Source organism: Dactylosporangium sucinum, from assembly GCF_014647515.1.
Classification (GTDB): Bacteria; Actinomycetota; Actinomycetes; order Mycobacteriales; family Micromonosporaceae; genus Dactylosporangium; species Dactylosporangium sucinum.
Genome location: NZ_BMPI01000039.1, coordinates 55789 through 79523 on the forward strand (window position 1 = coordinate 55789; position 23735 = coordinate 79523).

22 protein-coding genes are annotated in these 23735 nt (G+C 72.3%); 11 read left to right on the forward strand and 11 right to left on the reverse strand.

Translation table 11 applies throughout. From position 1 onward, the window contains the following. Nucleotides 1-32 precede the first annotated feature (32 nt). A complete protein-coding gene (locus tag IEZ31_RS33840) occupies nucleotides 33-1019 on the forward strand; it encodes a DNA-3-methyladenine glycosylase family protein (protein ID WP_190254122.1) in 987 nt (328 codons plus the stop codon). Nucleotides 1020-1304: 285 nt separating this feature from the next. Here the strand turns inward: IEZ31_RS33840 and IEZ31_RS33845 are convergent, their stop codons facing one another. From IEZ31_RS33845 to IEZ31_RS33860, 4 genes are read right to left on the reverse strand one after another with little or no spacing between them, the layout of a single operon-like run. Then, nucleotides 1305-2531, reverse strand: coding sequence for a DUF1501 domain-containing protein (locus IEZ31_RS33845; protein WP_190254123.1), 1227 nt, complete (start codon nucleotides 2529-2531; stop codon nucleotides 1305-1307). Between the two features lie 13 nt (nucleotides 2532-2544). Next, a complete protein-coding gene (locus IEZ31_RS33850; protein ID WP_190254124.1) occupies nucleotides 2545-3768 on the reverse strand; it encodes a DUF1800 domain-containing protein in 1224 nt (407 codons plus the stop codon). Nucleotides 3769-3814: 46 nt separating this feature from the next. Further along, nucleotides 3815-4606 carry an enoyl-CoA hydratase-related protein gene (locus tag IEZ31_RS33855; protein WP_190254125.1) on the reverse strand — a complete coding sequence of 264 codons (792 nt, stop codon included), beginning with the start codon at nucleotides 4604-4606 and terminating at the stop codon, nucleotides 3815-3817. Between the two features lie 14 nt (nucleotides 4607-4620). Then, nucleotides 4621-5415 (reverse strand): PaaX family transcriptional regulator, encoded by a 795-nt coding sequence (locus tag IEZ31_RS33860; RefSeq protein ID WP_190254126.1) that lies wholly within the window; start codon nucleotides 5413-5415, stop codon nucleotides 4621-4623. A 222-nt stretch (nucleotides 5416-5637) separates the two neighbouring features. Between IEZ31_RS33860 and IEZ31_RS33865 the strand changes: the two genes are divergently transcribed. Together IEZ31_RS33865 and IEZ31_RS33870 are read left to right on the forward strand one after the other, a co-directional pair. Next, nucleotides 5638-5805: a DUF3117 domain-containing protein gene (locus IEZ31_RS33865; protein WP_081971220.1), complete on the forward strand. Its 168-nt coding sequence runs from the start codon at nucleotides 5638-5640 to the stop codon at nucleotides 5803-5805. 76 nt (nucleotides 5806-5881) lie between these two features. Beyond that, a complete protein-coding gene (locus IEZ31_RS33870; RefSeq protein ID WP_373294734.1) occupies nucleotides 5882-7351 on the forward strand; it encodes a leucyl aminopeptidase in 1470 nt (489 codons plus the stop codon). A 280-nt stretch (nucleotides 7352-7631) separates the two neighbouring features. Here IEZ31_RS33870 and IEZ31_RS33875 read toward each other — a convergent pair whose 3' ends face one another. The 3 genes from IEZ31_RS33875 to IEZ31_RS33885 all read right to left on the reverse strand — a co-directional run bounded on the left by IEZ31_RS33875 (nucleotide 7632) and on the right by IEZ31_RS33885 (nucleotide 12172). Continuing rightward, complete coding sequence (locus IEZ31_RS33875; protein WP_190254127.1) at nucleotides 7632-8660, reverse strand: 2-oxoacid:ferredoxin oxidoreductase subunit beta; 1029 nt, start codon at nucleotides 8658-8660, stop codon at nucleotides 7632-7634. Next, nucleotides 8653-10500 (reverse strand): 2-oxoacid:acceptor oxidoreductase subunit alpha, encoded by a 1848-nt coding sequence (locus IEZ31_RS33880; RefSeq protein ID WP_190254128.1) that lies wholly within the window; start codon nucleotides 10498-10500, stop codon nucleotides 8653-8655. The genes IEZ31_RS33875 and IEZ31_RS33880 overlap by 8 nt, the downstream gene beginning before the upstream one ends. Nucleotides 10501-10678: 178 nt before the next feature. Next, nucleotides 10679-12172: a hypothetical protein gene (locus tag IEZ31_RS33885; RefSeq protein WP_190254129.1), complete on the reverse strand. Its 1494-nt coding sequence runs from the start codon at nucleotides 12170-12172 to the stop codon at nucleotides 10679-10681. A 139-nt stretch (nucleotides 12173-12311) separates the two neighbouring features. Here IEZ31_RS33885 and IEZ31_RS33890 point away from each other — a divergent pair, with 139 nt between their 5' ends. Next, the gene (locus IEZ31_RS33890; protein WP_190254130.1) at nucleotides 12312-12701 is read left to right on the forward strand and encodes an NADH-quinone oxidoreductase subunit A; all 390 of its coding nucleotides are present in this window, start codon (nucleotides 12312-12314) and stop codon (nucleotides 12699-12701) included. Between the two features lie 5 nt (nucleotides 12702-12706). On the opposite strand, the gene folP is transcribed toward IEZ31_RS33890, so the two are convergent. Beyond that, nucleotides 12707-13567: a dihydropteroate synthase gene (folP, locus tag IEZ31_RS33895; protein WP_190254131.1), complete on the reverse strand. Its 861-nt coding sequence runs from the start codon at nucleotides 13565-13567 to the stop codon at nucleotides 12707-12709. Between the two features lie 76 nt (nucleotides 13568-13643). On the opposite strand from folP, the gene IEZ31_RS33900 reads away from it, so the two are divergent. The 5 genes from IEZ31_RS33900 to IEZ31_RS33920 all read left to right on the forward strand — a co-directional run bounded on the left by IEZ31_RS33900 (nucleotide 13644) and on the right by IEZ31_RS33920 (nucleotide 17338). Continuing rightward, on the forward strand, nucleotides 13644-14159 hold the full coding sequence (locus IEZ31_RS33900; RefSeq protein ID WP_190254132.1) for a DivIVA domain-containing protein: 516 nt from the start codon (nucleotides 13644-13646) through the stop codon (nucleotides 14157-14159). Continuing rightward, nucleotides 14156-14632 carry an SRPBCC family protein gene (locus IEZ31_RS33905; protein WP_190254133.1) on the forward strand — a complete coding sequence of 159 codons (477 nt, stop codon included), beginning with the start codon at nucleotides 14156-14158 and terminating at the stop codon, nucleotides 14630-14632. Before IEZ31_RS33900 ends, IEZ31_RS33905 begins: the two co-directional genes overlap by 4 nt. A gap of 21 nt (nucleotides 14633-14653) precedes the next feature. Continuing rightward, a complete protein-coding gene (locus tag IEZ31_RS33910; protein WP_190254134.1) occupies nucleotides 14654-15232 on the forward strand; it encodes a DNA-3-methyladenine glycosylase I in 579 nt (192 codons plus the stop codon). A 67-nt stretch (nucleotides 15233-15299) separates the two neighbouring features. Next, nucleotides 15300-15863, forward strand: a complete 564-nt coding sequence (locus IEZ31_RS33915; RefSeq protein WP_190254135.1) for a GrpB family protein — start codon at nucleotides 15300-15302, stop codon at nucleotides 15861-15863. 944 nt (nucleotides 15864-16807) lie between these two features. Beyond that, on the forward strand, nucleotides 16808-17338 hold the full coding sequence (locus IEZ31_RS33920; protein ID WP_190254136.1) for a hypothetical protein: 531 nt from the start codon (nucleotides 16808-16810) through the stop codon (nucleotides 17336-17338). A gap of 213 nt (nucleotides 17339-17551) precedes the next feature. Here the strand turns inward: IEZ31_RS33920 and IEZ31_RS33925 are convergent, their stop codons facing one another. Continuing rightward, complete coding sequence (locus tag IEZ31_RS33925) at nucleotides 17552-20218, reverse strand: ATP-binding protein (RefSeq protein WP_190254137.1); 2667 nt, start codon at nucleotides 20216-20218, stop codon at nucleotides 17552-17554. A gap of 272 nt (nucleotides 20219-20490) precedes the next feature. After that, nucleotides 20491-20706 (reverse strand): FmdB family zinc ribbon protein, encoded by a 216-nt coding sequence (locus tag IEZ31_RS33930; protein WP_190254138.1) that lies wholly within the window; start codon nucleotides 20704-20706, stop codon nucleotides 20491-20493. Nucleotides 20707-20761: 55 nt separating this feature from the next. On the opposite strand from IEZ31_RS33930, the gene IEZ31_RS33935 reads away from it, so the two are divergent. Together IEZ31_RS33935 and IEZ31_RS33940 are read left to right on the forward strand one after the other, a co-directional pair. Next, on the forward strand, nucleotides 20762-21829 hold the full coding sequence (locus tag IEZ31_RS33935; protein ID WP_190254139.1) for a lytic transglycosylase domain-containing protein: 1068 nt from the start codon (nucleotides 20762-20764) through the stop codon (nucleotides 21827-21829). A gap of 63 nt (nucleotides 21830-21892) precedes the next feature. After that, nucleotides 21893-22894 (forward strand): GNAT family N-acetyltransferase, encoded by a 1002-nt coding sequence (locus IEZ31_RS33940; RefSeq protein ID WP_190254140.1) that lies wholly within the window; start codon nucleotides 21893-21895, stop codon nucleotides 22892-22894. On the opposite strand, the gene IEZ31_RS33945 is transcribed toward IEZ31_RS33940, so the two are convergent. Continuing rightward, on the reverse strand, nucleotides 22884-23720 hold the full coding sequence (locus IEZ31_RS33945) for a DUF3152 domain-containing protein (protein WP_190254141.1): 837 nt from the start codon (nucleotides 23718-23720) through the stop codon (nucleotides 22884-22886). The two genes, IEZ31_RS33940 and IEZ31_RS33945, sit on opposite strands and share 11 nt — an antisense overlap. Between the last annotated feature and the right edge of the window lie 15 nt (nucleotides 23721-23735).

Below are 23735 nucleotides of genomic sequence, written 5' to 3' on the forward strand. Positions count from 1 at the left end.
AAAGTGTCGTACCCGGGTTCGAAACTGTCGCCATGACCGAACTCGGCATCACCACCCGCATCGTCCTGTCCGCCACCGCCCCGTTCGACCTCGCCTGCTCGAGGCGCGCGATGCGCACCTTCACGCCGACCAACAACGACCAGTTCGTCACCTCCGACGGCCGCGTCCGCAAGGCGTTCCTGCACCCGAGCGACCCGTCGAGGGCCGTGGTCACGGAGGTGATGGCCCGCGACGACGGCGAGCCGGGCGTCGCCGTGACCGTCTACGGCGACGAGCCCCTCACCCCGTCCGAGACGACGGCCGTCGCCACCGCCGTGGCCAACTGGCTGAGCCTCGACGACGACCGCGACGAGTTCCTGGCGATCGCCCGCACCGACCCGGCGATGGCCCGCCTCCTGCCCGTCGCCGAGGGCCTGCACCAGGTCTGCTTCCCGACCCTGGCCGAGGCCGCCGCCTACTTCACGCTGACCCACCGCTCCACGGCCTGGCATGCGGCGACCCGCAAGCGCCGCCTGGTCGACGAACACGGCCCGTGGGGCATCGTGGAAGGCCGGGCGTATTCGGCGTTCCCCACGGCCGCCGTGGTGACCACCCTGACGCCGCGTCAGCTCCTGGCCCACACGGGCAGCCAGTTCCGCGCCGACCGACTGCTGACGGTGCTCTCCGGCATCGCCGAGCTGGACGAGGCCGCCCTCCGCACCGCGCCGTATGACGAGGCCCGTGACGCCCTGCTCGCCGTCCGCGGCATCGGCACCTTCACCGCCCACGCCCTGCTCCTGCGCGCCCTGGGCCGCCCGGACGCCGTCCCCCTGGAGCGGACCCAGTTCACGAAGACGGCCCTGGCGCTCTACGGCGAGCCCACCCCGGACCCGACCGACCTCCGCCGGCGATACGGGCCGTGGATCGGCTGGTGGGCGTATACGGCCCGGACGGCCCTCGGCTGGCTCGCCACCCCCGCCGGGGCCGAGGCTCCGTCGCCGCCACCACCGGCCGCGCGGCTGGTGGCCGTGGCCGCCTGACCCCGCCGTCCGAGTCGCCCGACCGGGCAGCCCGGGCCGCCTGACCCGCGGTCCGGGCGGCCTGACCCGCGGTCCGGCCCGACGGATCACGAGGCGGACCAGCGCGACCTCGGCGGTGGACCCCGCGTCGACCGGGGCGGCGTGCCTGGTCGGGCCGCGAGCGGGCGGGCATGACCGCTCGCGGCCCGGCCCCGCCGCACCGGAACCGGGGCCGACCGCGACCGCTTGGGAGTCGGCCGGACCACACGAAACGGGCGACCGTGACGCCCGTCCAACCACCGAGCGCTACAGGAGGCCGTCGAGAGGCTTCGGGTCGTTCAGGATCTGGCCCGGATCGGCGTCGAGGACGTCCCGGAGGAGGGTGGCGTATACCGAGCGGAAGTCCGTCGTGAACTTCAGGTCGCCGTTGTCGAGGTCGGCGAGGCTGGGCTGCTCGCCGTACAGGCCGCCCCGCACCGGGGAACCCAGCAGGAACATGTTCGACGCCGTGCCGTGGTCGGTGCCGTCGGAGCCGTTGGCGGCCACGCGGCGGCCGAACTCCGAGTAGACGGCCACGACCACGCGGCGGCCGGCGTCGGTCTTGGCCATGCGTTCGGCGAACGTGGTGAGGGCGCTGTCCAGGCGTTTGAGCAGGGCCTCCTGCGAGTTGCGCTCGTCGGCGTGCAGGTCGAAGCCGCCCAGGGAGACGGAGAAGACGCGCGTCGCCACGCCGGCCTCGACGCAGCGGGCGACCAGGGCGAGCTGCTCCGGGAGGTCGGCGCGGCCGCCGGTGCCGGTGCCCGTCGACGTCGACGGCTCGTCGTCGGCGGACTCGGTGTCGGCGCTCTGGATCAGCGTGTCCACCGCCACCAGGTCCGCGAACGCCTTGGCGGCTCGGGCCTGCAGCGGCGGTTCGCCCGGGGAGGACTGGCCCAGCGACGTCAGCGTCGATTTGGCCACGCCGTTGGGGAGGGCCAGGCCCGTCACCGGGATGGCGGCGCCGGCCGTGGTCGCGCCGGCGAGGACAGGAGGGAGGACCGGTTCGAAGGAGACCGCGTGGCGGGGGTCGCCGCCGATCGAGTCCAGCCAGCGGCCCAGCCAGCCCGTCGTGCCGGGGCGCTCCGGCTGGGCGGTCTGCCAGATGTCCATCGAGCGGAAGTGGCTGTGATCGGGCTTCGGGTAGCCGACGCCGCGGACGACGGCGAGCTTGCCGGCGTCGTACATGCGCTTGAAGCCGGCGAAGGCCGGGTTCAGGCCCAGCTCGTCGTTCAGGCGCAGGACCTCGTCGGGCGAGTACGCCAGCTCCTGGCGGGCGTCGCGGTAGCCGGGGGCGGCGAACGGGATGACGTTGGCCAGGCCGTCGTTGCCGCCGTACAGCGTGACGAGGACCAGGGTGCGGGCGTCGCCGGGGCGGTCGTCCCACGTGGTCGTCGTGAAGAGGTCGCGGAGGGTCCACGCCGTGCCGCCGGCCAGGGCGGCGGCGCCGGTCACGCCGCTCGCGACCAGGAAGCGGCGGCGGGTCAGGGTGTCCACAGGAGGGCCTCCGTCAGCAGATCGCGTACTCGGGGCTGGCCAGGCCCAGGGCCAGCAGCTTGCGGGGGTCGCCCGCCACCGCGGCCAGCGCCGCCGTGGTGCGGTCGGTGAAGCGGTCCACCACCAGGAGGCGGGCCAGGGCGGCGACGCGCTGGGGCCGGGGTACGGACGTGAGGCGGTCGAGCACGGCCGACGACGCCTTCCCGGCCAGGGACTGGGCGACCTTGAGCCGGGCCTGGGTCGCCGACGTGGTCAGCCAGGCCGCGCCCGACGACCAGCCGCCGACGCTCGGCGGGCGCAGCGGGACCTGGCCGAGCTGGTTCAGGAAGTTGAGGTGCTGCTCGACGGGGCGGATGCCGAGCTGGCGCAGGGCGCCGACCAGCCACTCGACGGGCTGCTTGACGAGCTCGGTGTGGCCGTCGGCGAGCAGCAGCGTGCGCAGCATCGCGCCGGTGGTGCCGGCGGTTCGCGCCGCATCCAGCGCGGTCGACGGCATCTCGCCCTCGCCGCAGTACCGGAGCCAGAGCCGCCGGGCGATGAAGGCCGGGCACTCGGGGCGGCTCAACAGCAGCGACGCGAAGCCGTCGGCGTCGTAGTTCGACGTCGAGCCCAGGATGGTCTTCGGCCGGTCGTCGTGGCGCTTCGGGTTGAGCGTCGCCGTGCCGCGGGGCTGGTCGACCACCCAGCCGGTCAGGGCGCGGGCGCCCTCCCGCACGTCCCGCTCGGTGTAGTTGCCGACACCGAGCGTGAACAGCTCCATGAGCTCGCGGGCGAGGTTCTCGTTCGGGGCCTTGACCGTGTTCTTCTGCCCGTCGAGCCAGAGGATCAGGGCCGGGTCGCGGATCATCGCCCGGACCTGGGTGCCGAAGTCGCCCAGGGCGGTGCGGAAGAGCGTCTGCTGCTGGCCGAGCATGAGCGGGCCCGATCTCACCTTGTCGGCGGAGGTGGCCCAGTGTCCGTGCCAGAAGAACGTCAGCTTCTCGTGCAGCTGGTGCTCGGCCTGGGTCATGCGGTCGAGCCACCACAGCGCGACGGTGCGGATCTGCTTGGCCCGGTCGCTGCGCTCGTTCACGACCGGGCCGAGCTTGGGCAGCGGCGTGCGCGCCGCCCCGGCGTCGTCGCGGGGCGGCCCGAGCAGCCGGTCGACGACCTCCGCCGGATCCAACGAGGCAACCGCGTCGACCTCGTCCGCGGTCGGCCCGAACGTCGCGCGGCGCAGCAGGTGGGCAACGCTCATGCCCAAGACCGTAGGGCCGAAGTGTTCGAGGGTTGTAAACCCCCGTTCAGGCTCCCTTGAAGACCGGCCTCTGCTTGGCCACGAACGCGGCCGTGGCGTTGCTGTGGTCGGCCGTGTGGCCGCAGGTGGTCTGCGCCTCCGCCTCGATCCGCAGCGCGTCGGCCAGCGAGCCCGACCCGCCCGCGGCCAGCTCGCGCTTGATCTGCGCGTAGGCGACGGTGGGGCCGGCGGCGAGGCGGGCGGCCAGCGCCTGGGCGGCCGGCAGCACGTCGTCGTCGGTGTCGACCAGCCGGGTCAGCATGCCCAGCTGGGCGGCCGTCGCCGCGTCGACCGGCTCGGCGAGCAGCAGCAGCTCGGTGGCCTTGGCGTGGCCGACCAGCCGGGGCAGGGTCCACGAGATGCCGGTGTCGCCGGCCAGGCCGACGTTGGCGAAGGCCATCAGGAACGAGGTCCTGGGGCCGCCGATCCGGAAGTCGGCGAGCAGGGCGAGCGACGCGCCGGCCCCGGCGGCCACCCCGCGCACGGCGGCGACGACCGGCTTGGGCAGGCCTCCGAGCCCGAGCGCGATCGGGTTGTAGTGCTCGGACACGGTCGACAGCGACGCTCCCGTGCCGGCCTCCAGCGCGGCGACATGCTCGCGCAGGTCCTGCCCCGCGCAGAAGGCCTTCCCGGCGCCGGCGACGACCACCGCCCGTACCGCCGAATCCTCCGCGATCTCGCCCAGCGTGTCCCGCAGGGCCACCTTCAGCTCGTCGTTCAGGGCGTTGTACGCGTCGGGTCGGTTCAGGGTCAGCGTGGCGACGCCGTCGGCGCGCTCGACGAGCAGGGTGTCGGACATGGCGGTACCCCTTCTCACACACTCAGGCAATGGTCAACGTACCGGTCGGCGGCCGGGCGGAGGCGGGCGGCGTGCCGGTCGAAGAAGGCGGCTGCCGCGGTGCCGGCCCACCCGGCCGGCAACAGCTCGGGCGGCAGCTGCGGATCACGGAACAGGAACGCGCGCCACGCGTGGACGAGCGTGAACCGCACCGCATACGCCTGCTCGTCGGTGGCGCCCGGCCCGATCTCGGTGACGAGCGGGGTGAGCCGCTCGACGAACTCGTCGTAGGCCGCGCCGATCGCGGTCAGGTCCCACGCCCGCTCGACCAGCCGCACCGCGCCGGTCGTGCCGCCGGCATGGGCGGCGCGGAACCGGTCGTGCCGCACGCCGGCCTCCGCGAGCAGGGCGTCGACCCCCTCACCCGGGCGTGGCGCGATCCACGTCGACCCGTCGATCGAGCCGTACCCGAGGAAACCGAGATTCGCCACCAGTCTCGCCCGCGCGCCGCGATGCTGGGGCGGTTCGAGCATGATGAGATCGAAGTGCCCGTCCCATCCTCCGTCGCTCTTCCGGGTGCGGTAGATGCGGGCACCGGCCGCGTCGAGGCGTCGTGCCGCCTTCGGGGTGATGCCGTAGCCGGGGCCGGTCGGCAAGCGTAGAGGGTGGAGCCAGCCCTGCCGGACCATCCGCGAGACCGCGGTGCGCACGGCGGGGGCGGCAATGCCGAGGGGAGCGAGCAGGCGCACGAGAGCCGCGACGGCGGCCCGTCCACCGCGCGGGCGCAGATGGTCGCCATAGAGATCAAAGAGGGCGGACCGGGCCTGCATGGCCGCTTATTGTGACAGTTGATCGGCATTTTGCGCCACAAGTTGTCACAAGGTTCGCGTCCCGGTTTGGGTCTTGGGGCCATCATCAGGGAAAATCATCGGTTGGTGCGTTCGTCACGGAGCCAACGGGTCTTGGTCGGGGCCCCGTGAGCAGGCGCGCGGGCATGCGGGGACGGCTGTGCCACCTGGTGTCTGGGACATCAGGGAGCGAAGGGAGACAACATGGCGGCCATGAAGCCGCGGACAGGCGACGGTCCGCTGGAGGTCACCAAGGAGGGCCGCGGCATCGTCATGCGGGTCCCACTGGAGGGCGGTGGGCGGCTCGTGGTCGAGATGACCAAGGACGAGGCCAACGAACTGAGCGAGGCGCTGAAGACCGCCACCGGCTGAGGTCTTCCACGACAGGTTTGCCGGAGTGACCCGAGCTGGTCGCTCCCTTCAGTGTGCTCGTCGAATGGGAGTCATCGTGCTGGACATCAGGTTTTCCACAGCCCGCACCGGGTCGGCGGCGGTCGCTGTGGTCGTGCCGTCCGGCGAGCCCTCCGCGGCGGTCGAGCTGCTCGGCGAGGCGACCCGCCTCCGGATGAGCCCGGCCGACCTCGACGAGTGCGCGGCGTTCCTGCAGGACGTCGAGCACTCCGGGTCGGCCGGGTCCGTGCACAGCCTGCCCCGCCCGGGCCGCCAGCCGTCGCGCCTGCTCTTCGTGGGGATCGGCGACGGCTCGGAGGCCGGCTGGCGCGCGGCGGGCGCGGCGCTGGCCAGGTCCGCCCGTTCCGAGCCGGCATTGGTTCTGGTGGTACCGGCTGAGCTCGCCCCGGCGGGACTGCGTGGCCTGGCGGAGGGCCTCTGGCTGGCCTCGTACCGGTTCGAGCTGTCCACCGCGGAGGACTTCGAGCTGAAGCGGGTCACGCTCGGGCTGGAGGCGACGCCCGAGCACGCGGAGGCGCTGCAGCGGGCCCGCGCGGTCGCCGAGTCCACCCGGCTGGCGCGCGACCTGACGAACATGCCCGGCGACCGGAAGACCCCGGCCTGGTTCGCCAAGCAGATCGAGAAGGCCGCCACCGGTGTACCGCAGCTGACGATCTCGGTCCGCGACGAGGCCGCCCTGACCGAGCAGGGCTTCAACGCGATCCTGGCGGTCGGCCGCGGCTCCACGCGCGGCCCGCGGCTGGTCGAGCTGTCCTGGCGCCCGCGCGGCGCCCGGCGGCACATCGTGCTGGTCGGCAAGGGGATCACGTTCGACACCGGCGGCATCTGCATCAAGCCGCTGGCCAGCATGAAGCTGATGCGCAAGGACATGGGCGGCGCGGCGGCCGTGGTCGGCGCGACCCTGGCCGCGGCCGCGATGCGCCTGCCGGTGCGGGTCACCGCGCTGGCCCCGCTGGCCGAGAACGCGATCGGCGCCGACGCGATGCGCCCGGGCGACGTGATCCGCCACTACGGCGGGATCACCAGCGAGGTGCTGAACACCGACGCCGAGGGCCGGCTCGTGCTCGGCGACGCGATGGCGTACGCAGTCCGCCGCCTGCGCCCCGACGTGATCGTCGACCTGGCCACGCTCACCGGCGCGCAGGGTGTCGCACTGGGCAAGCGGACGGCGGCGATGTACAGCCACAGCGACGCCCTGGCCGCCGAGCTCAGCGGCGCGGCCGAGGCGGCCGGCGAGGCGGTCTGGCGGATGCCGCTCAGCGACGACTACGCCGAGGCGCTCGACGGCGACCTGGCCGACCTGGTCAACTCGACGGACATCGGCGCCGGCTCGCTGCTCGCCGCGCTCTACCTGCGCGAGTTCACCGGCGGCCTGCGCGACAACTGGGTCCACTTCGACATGTCCTCGCCGGCGTGGGCCGACTCGGCCGACGGCGAGCTGACGAAGGGCGCGACCGGCTGGGGCGTGCGCACGCTGACCCGCTGGCTGGAGACGACGGCCGCCTGACCCGGCTCGCGCCCGCCTGACCCGGCTCGCGCCCGCCCGGCTCGGCTCGTGACCGCCCGGCTCGGCTCGGCTCCTGACCCAGCCCCGCGCCCGGACCAGGCTCGGACCCAGCGCACGCCAGCTCGGCTCGGACCCGGCTCGCGCTCGGCCCAAGCTCGCCGCCACCCGGCTCCTCTTAGACGTTGGTCGATCTACCCTCGGCTCTCGCGATCCAAATGAGGGTAGATCGACCAACGTCTACGCAAGACCGGCGTGCGGACCGAGCCGGAGCCGGTTGAAGCTACAGGATCGTCCAGGTGTCGCCGCTGTTCAGCAGCGCGCCCAGCTCCTCCTCCGGGGTGCCCTTCACCTTCGCCTTGGCCGTCGTGAGCTGCTCACGGACCAGGTCGTCGTAGGCCGGGCGCTCCACGTTGCGGAACACGCCGATCGGGGTGTTGCGCAGGTCGAGGCCGGGCAGGCGGGACAGCGCGAACGCGTACGCCGGCTCGGCCACCGTCTCGTCGTGCACCACGATCTCGTCCGCCGACACCTCCGCCGTCGGCACGACGGACAGGCCGAAGCCCCCGGGCGGGTGGGTCACCGCCCACTCGCCGTCCTTGCCGAACGTGATCGGCCGGCCGTGCTCCAGCCGGATGGTGAAGTCGTCGCGGGTGGCCGGCTCCTTGAGCGCGTCGAAGGCGCCGTCATTGAAGATGTTGCAGTTCTGGTAGATCTCGACGAACGCCGATCCGCGGTGCTCGGCCGCGGCGCGGAGCACCGACTGCAGGTGCTTGCGGTCGGAGTCGATCGTGCGGGCGACGAACGTGGCCTCGGCGCCGAGGGCGAGCGAGATCGGGTTGAAGGGCGAGTCGGCCGAGCCGGCCGGCGTCGACTTCGTGATCTTCCCCAGCTCGGAGGTCGGCGAGTACTGCCCCTTCGTCAGGCCGTAGATCTTGTTGTTGAACAGCAGGATCTTCAGGTTGACGTTGCGCCGCAGCGCGTGGATCAGGTGGTTGCCGCCGATCGACAGGGCGTCGCCGTCACCGGTGACGACCCAGACCGACAGGTCGGGGCGGGACACCGACAGGCCGCTCGCGATCGCCGGCGCGCGGCCGTGGATCGAGTGCATGCCGTAGGTGTTCATGTAGTACGGGAACCGCGAGGAGCAGCCGATGCCGGACACGAACACGATCCGCTCACGCGGGATGTTGAGCTCCGGCATGAACGACTGGACGGCGGCCAGGATCGCGTAGTCCCCGCAGCCGGGGCACCAGCGGACCTCCTGGTCGGACTTGAAGTCCTTGGTCGTCAGCTTCAGCATCTCAGGCATTCTTGACCACTTCCTCGAACACGCCCTCCAGCTCGGCGGCGGTGAACGGCAGGCCGCGAACCTGGTTGTAGGCGATCGCGTCGACCAGGAACTTCGACCGGATCACGCCGGCGAGCTGGCCCAGGTTCATCTCCGGGATGACGACCTTCTCGTACGACTTCAGGACCTCGCCGAGGTTCTTCGGCATCGGCGAGAGGTGCCGCAGGTGCGCCTGCGCGATCGGCAGGCCCCGCTGGCGCAGGGCGCGGGCGGCGGCGCCGATCGGGCCGTAGGTCGAGCCCCAGCCGAGCACGAGCACGCGGGCGGTGCCGTCGGGGTCCTCGACCTCGATGTCCGGCACGTCGATGTTCTCGATGCGGGCCGCGCGGGTGCGCACCATGAAGTCGTGGTTGGCCGGGTCGTACGAGATGTCGCCGGTCTTGTCGGCCTTCTCCAGCCCGCCGATGCGGTGCTCCAGCCCGGGCGTGCCCGGGACGGCCCAGGGCCGGGCGAGGGTCTGGGGATCGCGCAGGTACGGCAGGAAGGTCTTCCCATCCTCCGCGTTCGGCGCCGTCGCGAACTCGACCCGCAGGTCGGGCAGGTCGGCCACCTCGGGCAGCCGCCACGGCTCGGAGCCGTTGGCGATGTAGCCGTCGGAGAGCAGGATGACCGGCGTCCGGTAGGTCAGCGCGATCCGGGCCGCCTCCAGCGCGGTGGTGAAGCAGTCCGCGGGCGAACGCGGCGCGAGCACCGCGACCGGCGCCTCGCCGTGGCGGCCGTAGATCGCCATGTTCAGGTCGGCCTGCTCGGTCTTGGTCGGCAGGCCCGTCGACGGGCCGGCCCGCTGGACGTCGATGATCACCAGCGGCAGCTCCAGGGCGACCGCGAGCGAGATCGTCTCGCCCTTGAGGGCGACGCCCGGGCCCGAGGTGGTCGTCACGCCGAGCGCGCCGCCGTAGGAGGCGCCGAGGGCCACGCCGACGGCCGCGATCTCGTCCTCGGCCTGCACGGTGGTCACGCCGAACTTCTTGTGCTTCGACAGCTCGTGGAGGATGTCGGAGGCCGGGGTGATCGGGTACGCACCGAGGAAGACCGGCAGCTTCGCCCGTACACCTGCCGCCACGATGCCCAGCGCGAGCGCAGCGTTGCCGGTGATGTTCCGGTAGTTGCCCGCCGACATCTGGGCCGGCTTCACCTCGTACCGCACCGCGAAGTGCTCGGTCGTCTCGCCGTAGTTCCAGCCGGCCTTGAACGCGGCGATGTTCGACGCGGCGAGCTCGGGCCGCGCGGCGAACTTGCGCTCCAGGAAGGAGAGCGTGGACTCGTGAGGGCGGGAGTACATCCACGAGAGCAGCCCGAGCGCGAACATGTTCTTCGCCCGCTCGGCATCCTTCTTGGAGATCTGGAACGACTCGAGCGCCTTGACCGTCATCGAGGTCAGCGCGACGGGGGCGACCGCCCAGCCGTCGAGCGAGCCGTCCTCCAGCGGGTTGGCCGCGTAGCCGACCTTGGTGAGGTTGCGGTTGGTGAACTCGTCGGTGTTGACGATGATCGAGGCGCCCTTGGGCAGGTCGGCCAGGTTGGCCTTCAGCGCCGCCGGGTTCATGGCCACCAGGACGTTGGGCGCGTCACCCGGCGTCAGGATGTCGAAGTCGGCGAAGTGCACCTGGAAGCTCGACACGCCCGGGAGCGTGCCGGCGGGGGCACGGATCTCCGCGGGGAAGTTGGGCAACGTCGAGATGTCGTTGCCGAGCTGGGCGGTCTCCGAGGTGAACCGGTCACCGGTGAGCTGCATGCCATCACCGGAATCGCCAGCGAACCTGATGACCACTCGATCCAGCTGGCGGACCTGCTTGGTCACGTGAGCTGACCTCCTGTTGTGCCGGCGGGGCGGGGTCGGGGCGACGACTTAGCGAAGCCTTACAACCAGAGGGTACGTCGGCCGCGCCCCGCCGCCTGCGGCGCAGGTCTCACCTCAGGGCCGAATGCGGGGCGAATACCGATCGGATCCGCCTGACCTGCGCCGCAAGGTTCGCCGATCAGGATGTTTCCGGCAGCCGATCGTCGTCGTCCCGGCCCGGATCGCGGAATGAACCGTCCGAATGGCGGAACCCGGAACCGGCCACCGGGCCGGGCGGCAGGCGCGGCAGGGTGATCGAGCGCGGGATCGGCGAGCGGGGCATCGGCGCCGCCGGCAGCTCGCCGGCCGGCACCAGCACGACCTCCTCCACCTCGTCCTCGGACAGCTCATCGTCGTCGTCCCGGCCGGCGCCGCTCATCCGCCGGCGCAGCGAGAGCACCACGAGGAAGCCTACGACCGCGACCAGCCCGACGATCCCGACCACGAACGGCGCGCTGGACAGCTGCTCGCTGGAGAGGAGGTTGCTGTCCGAGTCGTCCCGGCGGGCCGCGCCGGTACCGCCGACGAGCGGGACGGGGGCGGGCGAGGCCGGCGCGTCGGTCGGCAGCGGCGACTCGCCGGCGATCGGCGGCCCGGTGATCCGGTAGTCGGCCCGCGTCTCGACGGCGGGCCGGCCGGCCGGCGTCAGGTACCCGTGGACGGCCCCGGTCAGCGGCAGCTGCTCGCGCGCGGCGGCACTGATCGCCAGCCCGAACGTCGCGGCCACCTCCCGCCCGGCGGTCAGGTCGCCCAGGTCGCAACGGTCGCGGTCCTCGGCGATCCTGCGGTGCGACCGGCAGGCGGCCGGGAACGACACCACGTCGACCCCGGGCGGGGTGACCAGCTCGACCGCCCCGGCGCCCTTGGCCGCGCCGGTGTTGCGCAGCTTGACCTGGAGTTGGGCGGTCTGCGCCTGCGGGGCGGCGGCGGCCGGCAACTCGAGCTGCGAGGCCGACAGCGCGATGCCGGGCGTCGGCGGCTGGGCGGTGAACCGGATGGTGAAGTTGCGGGAGCGCACGAGGTCCCGGTTGTGCTCCGTGTCGCGGACGGACGCGGTGACCGTGCCGGGGCCGGAGAGCTTCCAGGCGTTCTCGTCGACGTTTACCTTGACCACGACCCGGCCGACCTTGCCCTCACCGAGCCGGCAGCCGAAGCTCAACGCCTTGACGTCGGTGACGACGCAGCCGGCGGTGCCGTACACGCCGACCGGCTGCGCACCGCTCGGCAGGACGTAGAAGCCGTTGACCTGATCGGCGCCGACGTGGCTGCCGATGTTCTGCACCGCGATGACCAGTTCGGCGGCGCCGTCGCCCTGCCAGTACGCGTCGCCGACCACGATGTCGCTCACGGACAGCTTCAGGTTGTGCGTGGGCGTCGGGCTGGGCGGTGGCGGCTTCGTCGGGGGCCGGGTCGTCGGGGGTGCCTCGGTGGTGGGCGGTGGCCCGGTCGTCGGTTCCTCCGTCGGCGGAGGCGGGTTCGACGTCGGTACCTCCACCGAAGGCGGGTCCGATGGGCCCTCCTCCGGGTCGGCGTGCGCCGGGGCGGTGAAGACCAGGGAGCACACGGTGGTCAACAGCACGAGGGAGCCGGCACGCAGCTGCCACCGGGTGCGGTGGGCCGCGGGTGCGTCCATGAGGGGATGTCCTTTTTGGGGGCTACTCGGTGGCGGCCGGGGGGTGACTTGATTGCACTCCGGCAAGAAGGCCCATTATCTAGAGAGTTTCACGTTTCGGCATGTCGGAGATCGTGACTATCCGGGTACGGTGCGTATCGTGAGTGGATATCTGGGCGGTTATGCAACGCTCGGCCTCCTGCTACTGGTCGGCGCGGGCGTTTTCGTCGCCGCCTTTGCGGCCAATCGGCTCCTCGGTCCGCGCCGATCAGCCGACAGCGCGGCCACACAGAGTGGCAAGTACGAGACCTACGAGTGCGGGCTCGACCCGGTCGGCGGCGACTGGGCGCAGGCCCAGATCCGTTACTACGTGTACGCGTATCTCTACGTGCTGTTCGCGGTCGAGAGCGTGTTCCTGTTCCCGTGGGCCGTGATCTTCGACCGGCCCGGGTACGGCGGAGCGGTGGTCGTCGAGATGGCGATCTTCGTCGCGGTGCTGGCGCTGGGCATCCTCTACGCCTGGCGGAAGAACATCCTGCGCTGGACGTAGCGTTCTCAGGCAAGGCCGCGGCGGGACACGGCGGGCTGGCGATCACCCCGGATCGCGGCCACCGTGTCGAGGACCCGGCGGGTCTCCTTGACCTGGTGGGCGCGGAACACGCGGGCGCCCAGCCAGGCCGAGACCGCCGTCGCCGCGAGCGTGCCCTCCAGCCGCTCCCCCACCGGCAGGTCGAGCGTCTCGCCGATGAAGTCCTTGTTCGACAGCGCGACCAGCACGGGCCAGCCGGTGGCGACGAGCTCGCCGAGCCGGTTGGTGATCGCCAGCGAATGCCGCGTGTTCTTGCCGAAGTCGTGCGCCGGGTCGATGAGGATGCCGTCGCGTCGCACCCCGAGCGAGAGCGCCCGCTCCGCCAGCGCGGTCACTGTCAGTACAACATCTTCCACCGGATCCGTGAACGCCACCCGGTGCGGGCGCGTGCGCGGCGTCAGCCCGCCGGCGTGGGAGCACACGATCCCGGCGCCCGTCTCGGCCGCCACCTCGGCGAGCGCCGGATCGGCCCCGGCCCAGGTGTCGTTGACCAGGTCGGCGCCGGCGGCGATCACCTCGCGGGCCACCTCGGCGCGCCAGGTGTCGATGGAGATCACCACGTCGGGGAAATTTTCCCGGACGGCGACCACGGTCGGCAGCGTGCGCCGCAGTTCCTCGGTGGCATCGACGGTACCGCCGGGGCCGGCCTTCACCCCGCCGATGTCGATGATGTCGGCACCGTCGGTGACGGCCTTCTCCACCGCCCGCAGCGCTGCGTCCTCGGCAAACGTGGCGCCGCGGTCGAAGAAGGAGTCGGGGGTCCGGTTCACGATCGCCATCACCGCGTAGTCGCCGTCGGCGAACCGCCGGTTGCCCAGCCGGAACATCGCATGGCCTCCCTGTTTGCCGCAGAAGGGTGTGCCGGGGTCGCCCGAGCCTCCTCAGCGTGCCACGATTCCCCCTATGGCTGAGTTCCTCCTCGTGTTGATCGCCGCTGTGGTCGTCGGGGCCATCGGGTTCGGCGTGTCGCTGTTGATCACCGGAGACGACCCGGGGATCGAAGGACATGAGCCCGACGGGCGCGCCGTGCCACTGCCGTCGTCCCGCCCCCTGGTGGAGGGCGACGTGAGCCAGCTGCGCTTCGACACGGTGGTCCGGGGATATCGGATGGCCCAGGTCGACACCGCGCTGCGGCGGGCCGGGTATGACATCGGGTACAAGGAAGAGCTCATCCACGTGCTCGAGGCCGAGATCAAGGCGCTGCGCGAGGGCCGGACCGAGGACGCCGACGCGTTGCGCGACGCCCGCGAGGCGGCGGTCTCCGGCGCCGGCGGCAGCGCGGCCGCCGCCTCGGACTCGGTCGAGGCGGCGGAGCCGGCCCCGAAGCGCGCCGCGGACGAGGAGCCGGCCAAGGAGCAGAACGGCTGGGAGATCTCGGCCGACGACTCCTTCGGCCAGCCGTCGCCGGTGGTGAAGTGACCTTCAGCGAGGCGGAACAGCCCGGCACCGGCGAGGTCACCGCCACGGTGATCGTCAACGCGCCCGCCGAGGCGGTGTTCGCGGCGCTGACCGACTGGCGTCGGCAGGGCGACTGGATCCCGTTCACCACCGTGCGGGTGCTGTCGGGCGACGGCGGCGAGGGCAGCCAGATCGAGGCCGTCACCCAGGTCGGCCCGGCGGTGCTGCGCGACCTCATGCGGGTGGTGAAGGTGGACGCGCCGTACGAGGTCCGCGTCGTCCACCACGGCAAGGTCCTGCGGGGTCCGGGCGTGCTGCGCTGCACCCCGCTGGGCAGCTCCCGGACCCAGGTGGTGTGGCACGAGTGGTTCCACCTGCCGGCCGGTCCCGCCGGCAAGGTGGCCTGGCCGGTGCTCTGGCCGGGCTCGAAGGCCGGCCTGACCGCGGCCCTGCGCCGGTTCGCCCGGCTGGTCGAGAGCGGAAAACTGTCATAGCCGCGAGGTAGGTTGCGGGGCATGACGGATGTGGTGGTGGGTGCGGACGGCCTGGCCAGATGCGCCTGGGGCGGCTCGACGCCGGACTATCTCGACTATCACGACAACGAGTGGGGCCGGCCGGTCCGTGACGACAACGGGCTCTACGAACGGCTGACGCTCGAAGCGTTCCAGTCCGGCCTTTCGTGGATCACGATCCTGCGCAAACGCCCCGCCTTCCGCACGGCCTTCGCGGGTTTCGAGATCGAAAAGGTGGCGGCATTCGGCGAGGCGGACGTCGACCGCCTGCTCGCCGACCCGGGCATCGTCCGCAACCGTGCCAAAATCGAGGCCGCGATCGCCAACGCACGCGCCGCCGCCGACTTGCCCGAGGGCGTCGCCGCGCTCCTGTGGTCGTTCGCGCCCGATCCGCGCCCCGCCCGCCCGGTGGACTTCTCGCAGGTCCCGGCGGTGACACCCGAATCGCAGGCAATGGCGAAGTCCCTCAAGAAGCGCGGTTTTCGTTTCGTCGGCCCGACCACGGCCTATGCACTCATGCAGGCGACCGGCATGGTCAACGATCACGTCGCCTCTTGTTTTGTGCAGCTCGACCAGCCATGATCCCCGACGAACGACCACCCGGCGAGCACCTGGCGCGCTGCCTGCGAGCGACTGGAGAGTGAGCGAGATGACGGCCGAGTTCGCGGCGGATTTCGGCGGCCCGCTCGACCTGGTCGACTATGACCAGGGCTGGCCGGCGAAGTTCGCCTATTACCGCGACGAGCTCGCGGATGCTCTCGGCCCGGCCGCATTACGCATCGAGCACATCGGCTCCACGGCCGTCCCCGGCCTGGCCGCCAAAAACGTGATCGACATCCTCGTGATCGTGCCCGACGAGCACGACCAGGCTGCATACCGACCGGCCGTCGAGTCGACCGGCATGGCCCTGGCCAGCCGCGACCCGGCCGCGACGTGGTCTTTCTACCGGCCGTCCGCCCCGCCGCGCACCCGCCACGTGCACGTGACGTCGCGCGGCTCGTCCCATGAGCGCGTCCAGCTCCTGTTCGTGGACTTCCTCCGCGCCCACGACCTGGCCGTGGACGCGTATGCACAGGTGAAGCGCCGCTTGGCGATCCGCTTCGCCGACGACCGCGAGGGGTACACGCGCGCGAAGACGGACTTCATCTTCGACATGCTGGATCGGGCCGAGCAGTGGGCCGACCAGTGCGGCTGGTCGGTGGAGAGCCGCTAACCGCCGTTGCCGGGGGCCGGCGGGCCTTGAGCCTGTCCGAGCCGCGCCGCCCGCCGCGCACTGTTCCGAGCCGCGCCGCTTTTTGAGCCGCGCCGCTGCCGAGCCGCGCTACTTCCGAGCCGCGCCGCTGCGGAGCCGCGCCGCTTTCGAGCCGCGCTGCCCGCCGCACACCGTTTCGAGCCGCGCCGCTCCGAGCCGCGCTGCTTCCGCCTGCGGATGCTTCCGAGCCGCGCTACTTCTCGGCCGTTGCCTCCAAGGGCTGACGCGTCGCCCCGGCCACACGGCTGCCCGAGATCCCGCGCGGGGCGAATTATCCGCTTTGTGTCTGACTGTCGCCCTGGCTGCGCGGGCTGCGCGGGCTGTCCGGCTCCGCGTTCATGATCCATGGAAACTTCTGGCTGTCATGACAGCCAAATCTCTCCATTGATCATGGCGGCTACACAGCAAGCGCCCGGAGTTCACCTGTGCACCCGAGCCGCGACCCACGCCCACCGCATGCCTCGCCAGCTGCCTGCACCCGCCGCCCCCGCATCCCCGCAGCCGCCGCCCGCCGCCCAACGCCCCACGCCCGACGGCCGCCACTCAACGCCCACGCCCGACGCCGCCGCCCAACGCCTCACGCCTGACGGCCGCCGCCCAACGCCTCACGCCTCACGCCCGACACCCCACGAACGCCGCCCGACGCCCCACTGCCGACGCCCCACGACCGACGGCCGACGCCCCACTGCCCGACGGCTGACGGCTGACGGCCGACGAAGGCTTCACCCGCACGCCCGAGCCGCTGTCCCCAATGGATCCCCATGCCTGCGTGACCCAGAGCCGTCTCGGGCAGCGCGCCGCCATGATAGCGAAGGTTTTTGGTACCTATTGGTGCGAAAAGCCTTCGTGATCTTGGGCTGGGGAGTGCGCGAGAGGGTGGGCCGGGAGCGTGGTGGAATGTCTGTATGGCGAAATGGGCGGTCGTTGTGTCACCGGAGCAGTACGAGTCGGAGCGGTTGTATGGCGCCGACAGCTTGGCTGTGCCGGGGGTGGGTGACTCGCTCGACGCCGGGGATGAGGTGCTGCTTGTCGCGGGCGTTGACGAGCCGGTCGTCTTCGGGCTGGCTCGGGCCGATGGTCGCGGCGGGCTGCGGTACACCGTCAATCTTCTCGAAGCGCCGCTGCCCGCGCCCGGGATCGTTGCCGCCGTCGAAGAAGGTGGCGCGCTCGGGGCGCATGCCGTCGATGAGCGGGCCTTTCGGGACATCCAGCAGCGTGTGCGGCCGGTCGACACCGTGCGGCGGACGTGGCTCGTGAGTGTCGATCTTCCCATCGAGGCCGCCTCGCCCGGGGAAGCCGTGCGGGCCTTCTGGAACTACGTGCGGGAGTTGGGGCCGGCCGAGCTGCCCGCGTTCGTCTGGCCGGCCGGGGACGAGCTGGCCATGCAGGCGTTCGTGCTCGGGGCCGAAGCCAACCAGGATCCCGAAGAGGACTGAGCCCGTAGCCAACCGGGATCCCCAGGAGGACCGAGCGCGTAGCCAACCGGAATCCGAAGAGAACTGAGCGCAACCAAATCGGGGGCCGGCGCGTCTCATTGGCAGTAACACGCGAACCGGTGCGAGATGCCGGTGAGCCCTCCCTGAGGTGGGGTGGCGGGCGGTCCAGGGTAACCCCCGAAAGGCCCGCCATCCCACTTGGCGCGAAGCGGGCTACTCCACCGCGGAGAAGCGGATCGAGCCGGCCACCAGGTCGGGGTGCTCGATGGTCAGGGCCGCGGCCACCGCCTCCTCCAGGCTCAGCGCGCCGCCAGCGGCGTAGGCCGCGTCGAAGTCGGCATCGCCCATCGTGGCGCGGAGGCTGGCCTGCTGCTCCGTCCAGTATGCGCCGAAGCCGCCCGACGAGCAGCGCAGGCGGACCCGTGCGGCCTGGGCCGCGCCGAAGAGGCGGGCCGCCGTCTCCAGGTCTGCGCCGAGCGCGCAGCGGACCGCGATGGCGTTCAGGGTCTCGCAGACCCGGCGGTGGAAGCCGAACGTCATCCGCGACCGTAGCGCCACGATGAGGTGGTCGTGGGCGGCCACCAGGTCGCCGCGGGAGAGGGCGACCATGCCCAGCATCATGTCGACCGCGCGGCGGCCGCGCTCCAGGGGGCGGCCGTTCTCCAGCGGGCGGGCGCCGGCCAGCAGCGTGGCGGCCGCGTCCAGGTCGCCGCGGCGCCACAGGAGCTGGGCCAGGGCGTAGACGGCGAACAGGGCCTCGCCCTCGACGCCCTGCTCCTCGGCCCAGGCGATGACCTCGCGGCAGGTGCGCTCGGCCTCGTCGATGCGGCCCATCTCCAGCAGCGGGGCGCCGCGGCCGGCCAGCACGCGGGCGATGAGGCCCGGGTCGCCGGCCCGCTTGGCGGCCGCCTCGGCGCGCTGCGAGAACCGGAGCTCCTCGACCGTCTCGCCGTCGGCGCCGGCGTGGAGGGAGTGCATGTGGTACGCCGCGGCCAGCTCGGCGTCGGGCACCGGCTCGCCCGTCGCGCTGATCCGCTCGTACAGGCGGAACAACCACATCCGGCCCTCGCGCACCAGGCCGCGCTCGCGCCACCACTGGTCGAGCGCGCCGGCGAGGGTCAGTCCCTGGCGGGCGCTGCCCCTGGTCGCGGTCCAGTGCAGGGCCGCGCGCAGCTCGTCGGCCAGGGGGTCCAGGGTGTACAGCGAGAGCGTGACCGGACGCCCGTCGTCATCGAGGTACGCGTCGTGGGCGGCCTGCAGGCACCAGGCGACGTGCCGCTCGCGGGCCGACTCCTCCTCGCCGGACTCGAGCAGCATGCGGGCCGCGTAGGCGCGGATCGGGTCGAGCATGCGGTAGGTCGCGCCGGCCGCGCCGGCCTCGGCCTGCAGCAGCGACTTGTCGACCAGGGTGGCCAGCGGGTCGAGCGGGTCGCCGTCGTGCAGCCACTCGATGGCCGGCAGGTCGACCGGGCTGGCGAAGACGGACAGCCAGCGCAGGAGCTGGGCGGCGCGGGCGTCGAGCGTGCGATACGACCAGGAGACCGCCGCCTGCATCGTGCGGTGCCGGTCGGAGGCGTCGGAGTCGGCCGGGGACAGGCCGGCGTCGAGCGTGCCCAGGACGTCGTCGATGCGCTCCGCGAGCTGGGCGGCCGAGAGCAGCCGCAGGCGGGCCGCGGCCAGCTCGAGCGCGAGCGGCAGGCCCTCGAGCGCCTCGGCGACCCGGGTGAGCTGGGCGATGTCGCCCGGCTCGGCGGCGCGGCCGCCCCGGGCCGCGGCGGCCCGGTCGACCAGCAGGGCCACGGCGTCGCTGAAGCCGCCGCCGCTGTTCGCCTCGACCGACAGGGGCGGGATGCGCCAGACGACCTCGCCGGCCAGGCCGAGCGGCTCCCGGCTGGTGGCCAGGACGGTGACCTCGGGGCCGGCGGCGAGCAGCCGCGCGACCAGCCGGCGGGCGGCGGGCAGCTGCGCGTCGGAGGTGTCGAGGAAGATCAGGAAGCGACGGCCGCGGGCGTGGTCGACGATCGTCTGGATGACCGGGCGGCCGGGCTCGGGGCGCAGGCCCAGCGCGGCGGCGACGTTGACGTCCACGAGGTCGCCGGTGGGGACCATGCTCAGGTCGACGAACCACACGCCGTCGCGGAACTGCTCGACGAGCTCGCCGGCGGCCTCGACGGCCAGCCGGGTCTTGCCGGCGCCGCCCGCGCCGACGACGGTGACCAGCCGGTGCTGGTTGATCAGGTCGCGGACGGCGGCCCGCTCGGCGGCGCGGCCGATGAACCGGGTGGTCTGCGTCGGCAGGTTGTGGGCGGGCGCGTCGATCGTGCGCGGGCGCGGGAACTGCCGGTCGAGGCCGGGCGCGGCGAGCTGGAAGATCCGCTCGCAGCCGTCGAACCCGCGCAGCCGGTGCAGGCCGAGGTCGAGCAGGAAGGCATCGTCGGGGAGCGGGCCGACCAGGGCGGCGGTGGCGGCCGAGCACAGGACCTGGCCGCCGTGCGCGGCGGCGGCGACCCGGGCCGCGCGGTGCACCTCGGGCGACGTGTACTCGCCGCCGTAGGGCTCGGCGAAGCCGGTGTGCAGGCCCATCCGGACCTTGGGCCGCGCCTCGGGCGACGGCCAGTCGTGGGCGGCGAGGGCCCGCTGCGCCTCGATGCAGGCGGTGAGGGCGGCGGCCGCGTCCTCGAACGCGACGAACAGAGAGTCACCCTCGGTGAACAGCTCGGCACCGTCCGCCCGGGACAGCGCGCGGCGAATCACCTGCCGGTGCTCGTGGAGCACCGCGCGATATCCCGCACCGAGCATCTGGGCCAGTCGCGTCGAGCCCTCGATGTCGGTGAAGAGGAATGTCACCAGCCCGCTGGGCAGGTGCGTCCGCCCCGACACGTGAAACCTCCGCCTCCCCTTTTCAGGCGTGCCCCATATTTCCCCACCCCGGGGGACACGCGCATCGTAGAAACGGCCCCCACCATCGACCCTCAAGGTCGATCCGCACCCGCCCTTCGGCGGGTGTATGTGCTGGTCAGCACGGCTGGAGGGAAAAGCTTGAGTGGGTTTCGCGTGACGTAACGACAACGCGCCGGAGGCGGTTGTGGCACGACCGGCCACAACATCAAAACCTCACGGCCGGAAATGCGAAACCGACTTGTAACAATGTTTCAGCAACCGCATGCCCCACCGCAGCATCCGCCCCCGCCGGCGGGCCTCGGTTGGGCCGCCGCACCGGCGCCGCCACCCAGAGCGACCGTCGACAGCAACTTCACGGTGTCGTCGTGACCTGCCGGACAGGCAGTCTTCACGTTCGCTTCACGCATCGGACGCTGGACCTCGAAGGTCTCCCCACAGGCCCGGCAGCGGTACTCGTAACGAGGCATCTCCACAGGTTATGCGACGGTGACACGCGAGCGGGAATTCGCAATACTCGACCACGTGGCACGCGACGACGACCGGACACCCGACCCGCGCGACGAACCCGCCGAGACGGCCGGTCAACCGTCCACCATGGACACACTCTCCGTGACGGCGATCCGCCCACCGGCGCCCGAGCGCGGGCCCGACCTGAAGATTCCCGCCCAGCCGCACGTGCCCCGGCACGCAGCGCCGGAGTCGCCCGGTGACGTGCTGGAGTCGAAGCAGGGCCGGCTCGCCGAGCGGCGCGATGCGGTGCGGACCTGGGCCGGGCGGCCCGGCGGCCGGACGATGGTCGTCGGCGCGGTGATCCTGGCGATGCTCGCGCTGGCGTTCGTCGGCGGGCGGTTCATCGTGCCCGCCACGGCCAAGCCCGACGCCGGCGCCTCGAAGACCGCGATCCCCGCGGGCACCAACGGCGGCAGCGCGGCCGGCCCGGAGACCGGCAACGCGCCGGTGCCACAGGTGCCGACCGAGACCCCGTCGTACAGCCCGCCGCCCGGCACCAAGGAGCGCCCGGCCGACGTGCTCGCGGTCTGGGCGGCGCCACGGGCGGTGAAGCTCGACATCCCGCCGGTGGCGATGCAGGCCTACGGCTACGCCGAGCTGATCACCGCGCGGACCACCCCGAAGTGCAAGCTCACCTGGACCACCCTCGCCGGCATCGCCAAGGTCGAGTCCAACCACGGCCGCTTCAACGGGGCGCTGCTGCAGGAGGACGGCAAGTCGGTGCCGACGATCATCGGCCCGCCGCTCGACGGGCAGAGCGGCCGCCAGGCCATCCGGGACACCGACCAGGGCCTGATCGACACCGACAAGACCTGGGACCGGGCCGTGGGCCCGATGCAGTTCCTGCCGTCCACCTGGAAGCAGTACGGCATCGACGCGGACAACGACGGCGTGATCGACATCAACGACATCGACGACGCCTCCCTCACAGCCGCCGCCTACCTCTGCGCGGACGGCCGCGACCTGTCCACGCTGGAGGGCTGGAACGCCGCGATCCACGCCTACAACGTTCCCGAGGAGTACCGCGCCGCCGTCTTCAACGCCGCGAACGACTACGGCCGCCGGGACCGCACGGGGTAGATCAATGCCACGCTCTGCGCTCTGGTACTTCCGCTCAGCCACAAAGGTGGGCAAGCTTATGGCGTGAGGGTGCGCGAGTGGGACCCGGCGGCGGCGCCGGAGGCCGAGATCGAAACGGTGCTCCGTGCGCTGAACGAGATCGTCGCGGTCGACGTGCCCGAGGATCCACCCTGGCGCATCACCCGCTTCCGGGAGTACCTCGCCGTCACCATGCCGGGTGAGCGGCGCACGTCCTGGCTGGCGGAGGGCGACGACGGCGAGATCCTGGGCCACGCGAGCCTGCTCGCCCTGGAGGAGATCGGCGTCCTGGAGCTGTCGGTGGTGCCCGCGGCGCGCCGCGGCCGGGTCGGCACGGCGCTGCTCGCGGCGGTGGCCCGGCGGGCGGCCGAGGAGGGCTTCGAGTCGGTCGGCGTCGAGGTCATCGGCGGCACCCCGGCCGTGAAGTTCTTCGAGGAGCACGGGTTCGAGTGCGCGTTCATCGAGATGCGCAACCGGCTCGACCTGGGCGGCGTGGACTGGCTGCGGCTGGGCGAGATGGCCGCCGGCATCGGCGCCGGCTACCGGGTCGAGTATCACCCGGGCGGCCCGCCGGAGTCGCACTACGCGGCCTACGCGGCGGCCAAGGAGGCGGCCCGCGCGGCCGTGGTCGAGGACCTGGAGCTGCGCCCGAGCTCGTACGACGCGGAGCGGCTGCGGGCGAGCCTGGCCACGCTGCACGCGCGCGGCCTCAAGCCGTACATCGTGCTCGCCGTCCACGAGGCGACCGACGAGATCGCCGGCCTGACCGAGGTGGTCGTGCCGGCGCAGCGCCCGACCCGCGCCGACCAGTACGACACGATCGAGGTGCCGAGCCACCGCGGCTACGGCATCAGCCGGGCGATCAAGGCCCGGATGCTGTTCGAGCTGCGCGCGGCCGAGCCGGGCCTGCTCGACGTGCAGACCTGGAACGCGCTGGAGAACGAGCCGCTGCTGCAGGTCAACGCCGAGCTGGGGTTCAAGCCCGACCGGGAGTGGCGGGAGTACGAGGCGGACGTCGTCGACCTCCTGCGCCGGCTCAAGAGCTAGCGAACGGGCCCTGCACGAACGTGCCGTCGGCCGTGAACGGCCAGTTGTTGAGCGTGCAGCCGTTCAGCTCGATCGTTTGCGTCTGCATGATCGGGGCCGGGCCGCGGCCGGGGCACTTCATGTGGTCGAAGCCCAGGAAGTGGCCCATCTCGTGGTTGACCGTGTTGGCGTGGAAGTCGGTCGACGCCGGCTGCCCGGGGATGCCCTTGAGCCAGCGGCGCAGGTTGAGCAGGATCGTGTCGCCGTAGCGGCAGGAGTAGACGCCCTCGGTGTCGATGCCGACCGCGCGGCAGAGCTTGTCGACGGTCTTCGGAGTGGCCAGCCGCAGCCGCACGTCGAAGCCGTCGCCGCTCACCCGCTGGAACCGCCAGCTCGCGCCGCTGATCTTGTTCGGGCCGTAGGTGACCGGGTGCTGGGCCGAGAACGTCCAGCCGCGCGGGGCGGCGATCACCCGGTCGACCTCGGCGGCGGTCTTCGATGCGCTCCACACGGGGTTGGTCCCCCACGGGATGCCGTTCTCCACCTCCACCCGATACCGGATGAGCTTCGAGCCGGACCCGACGACGTCCGTGCCGCCGGAGGCGACCGCGAAGGTGCCGTTGCCGCTCGCCGGGACGCCGTCGCTGCCGGGCGCGGCCGGCTTGCCGCCTCCCTCGAAGCCGCCCGACTTGACCGGCGGCTTCGGCGAAGGAGGCGACGAGGTCGGAGCATCACCGGGGGCCGGCTGGGCGATGATCGGCACGGATGGGGGTATGGATTGCGCCGACGAGGGCGATCCGCATCCGGCGAGGCTGAGCAGCAGGACGACCAGAGCAACGCGACGCACCCCGGCAGCCTAAGC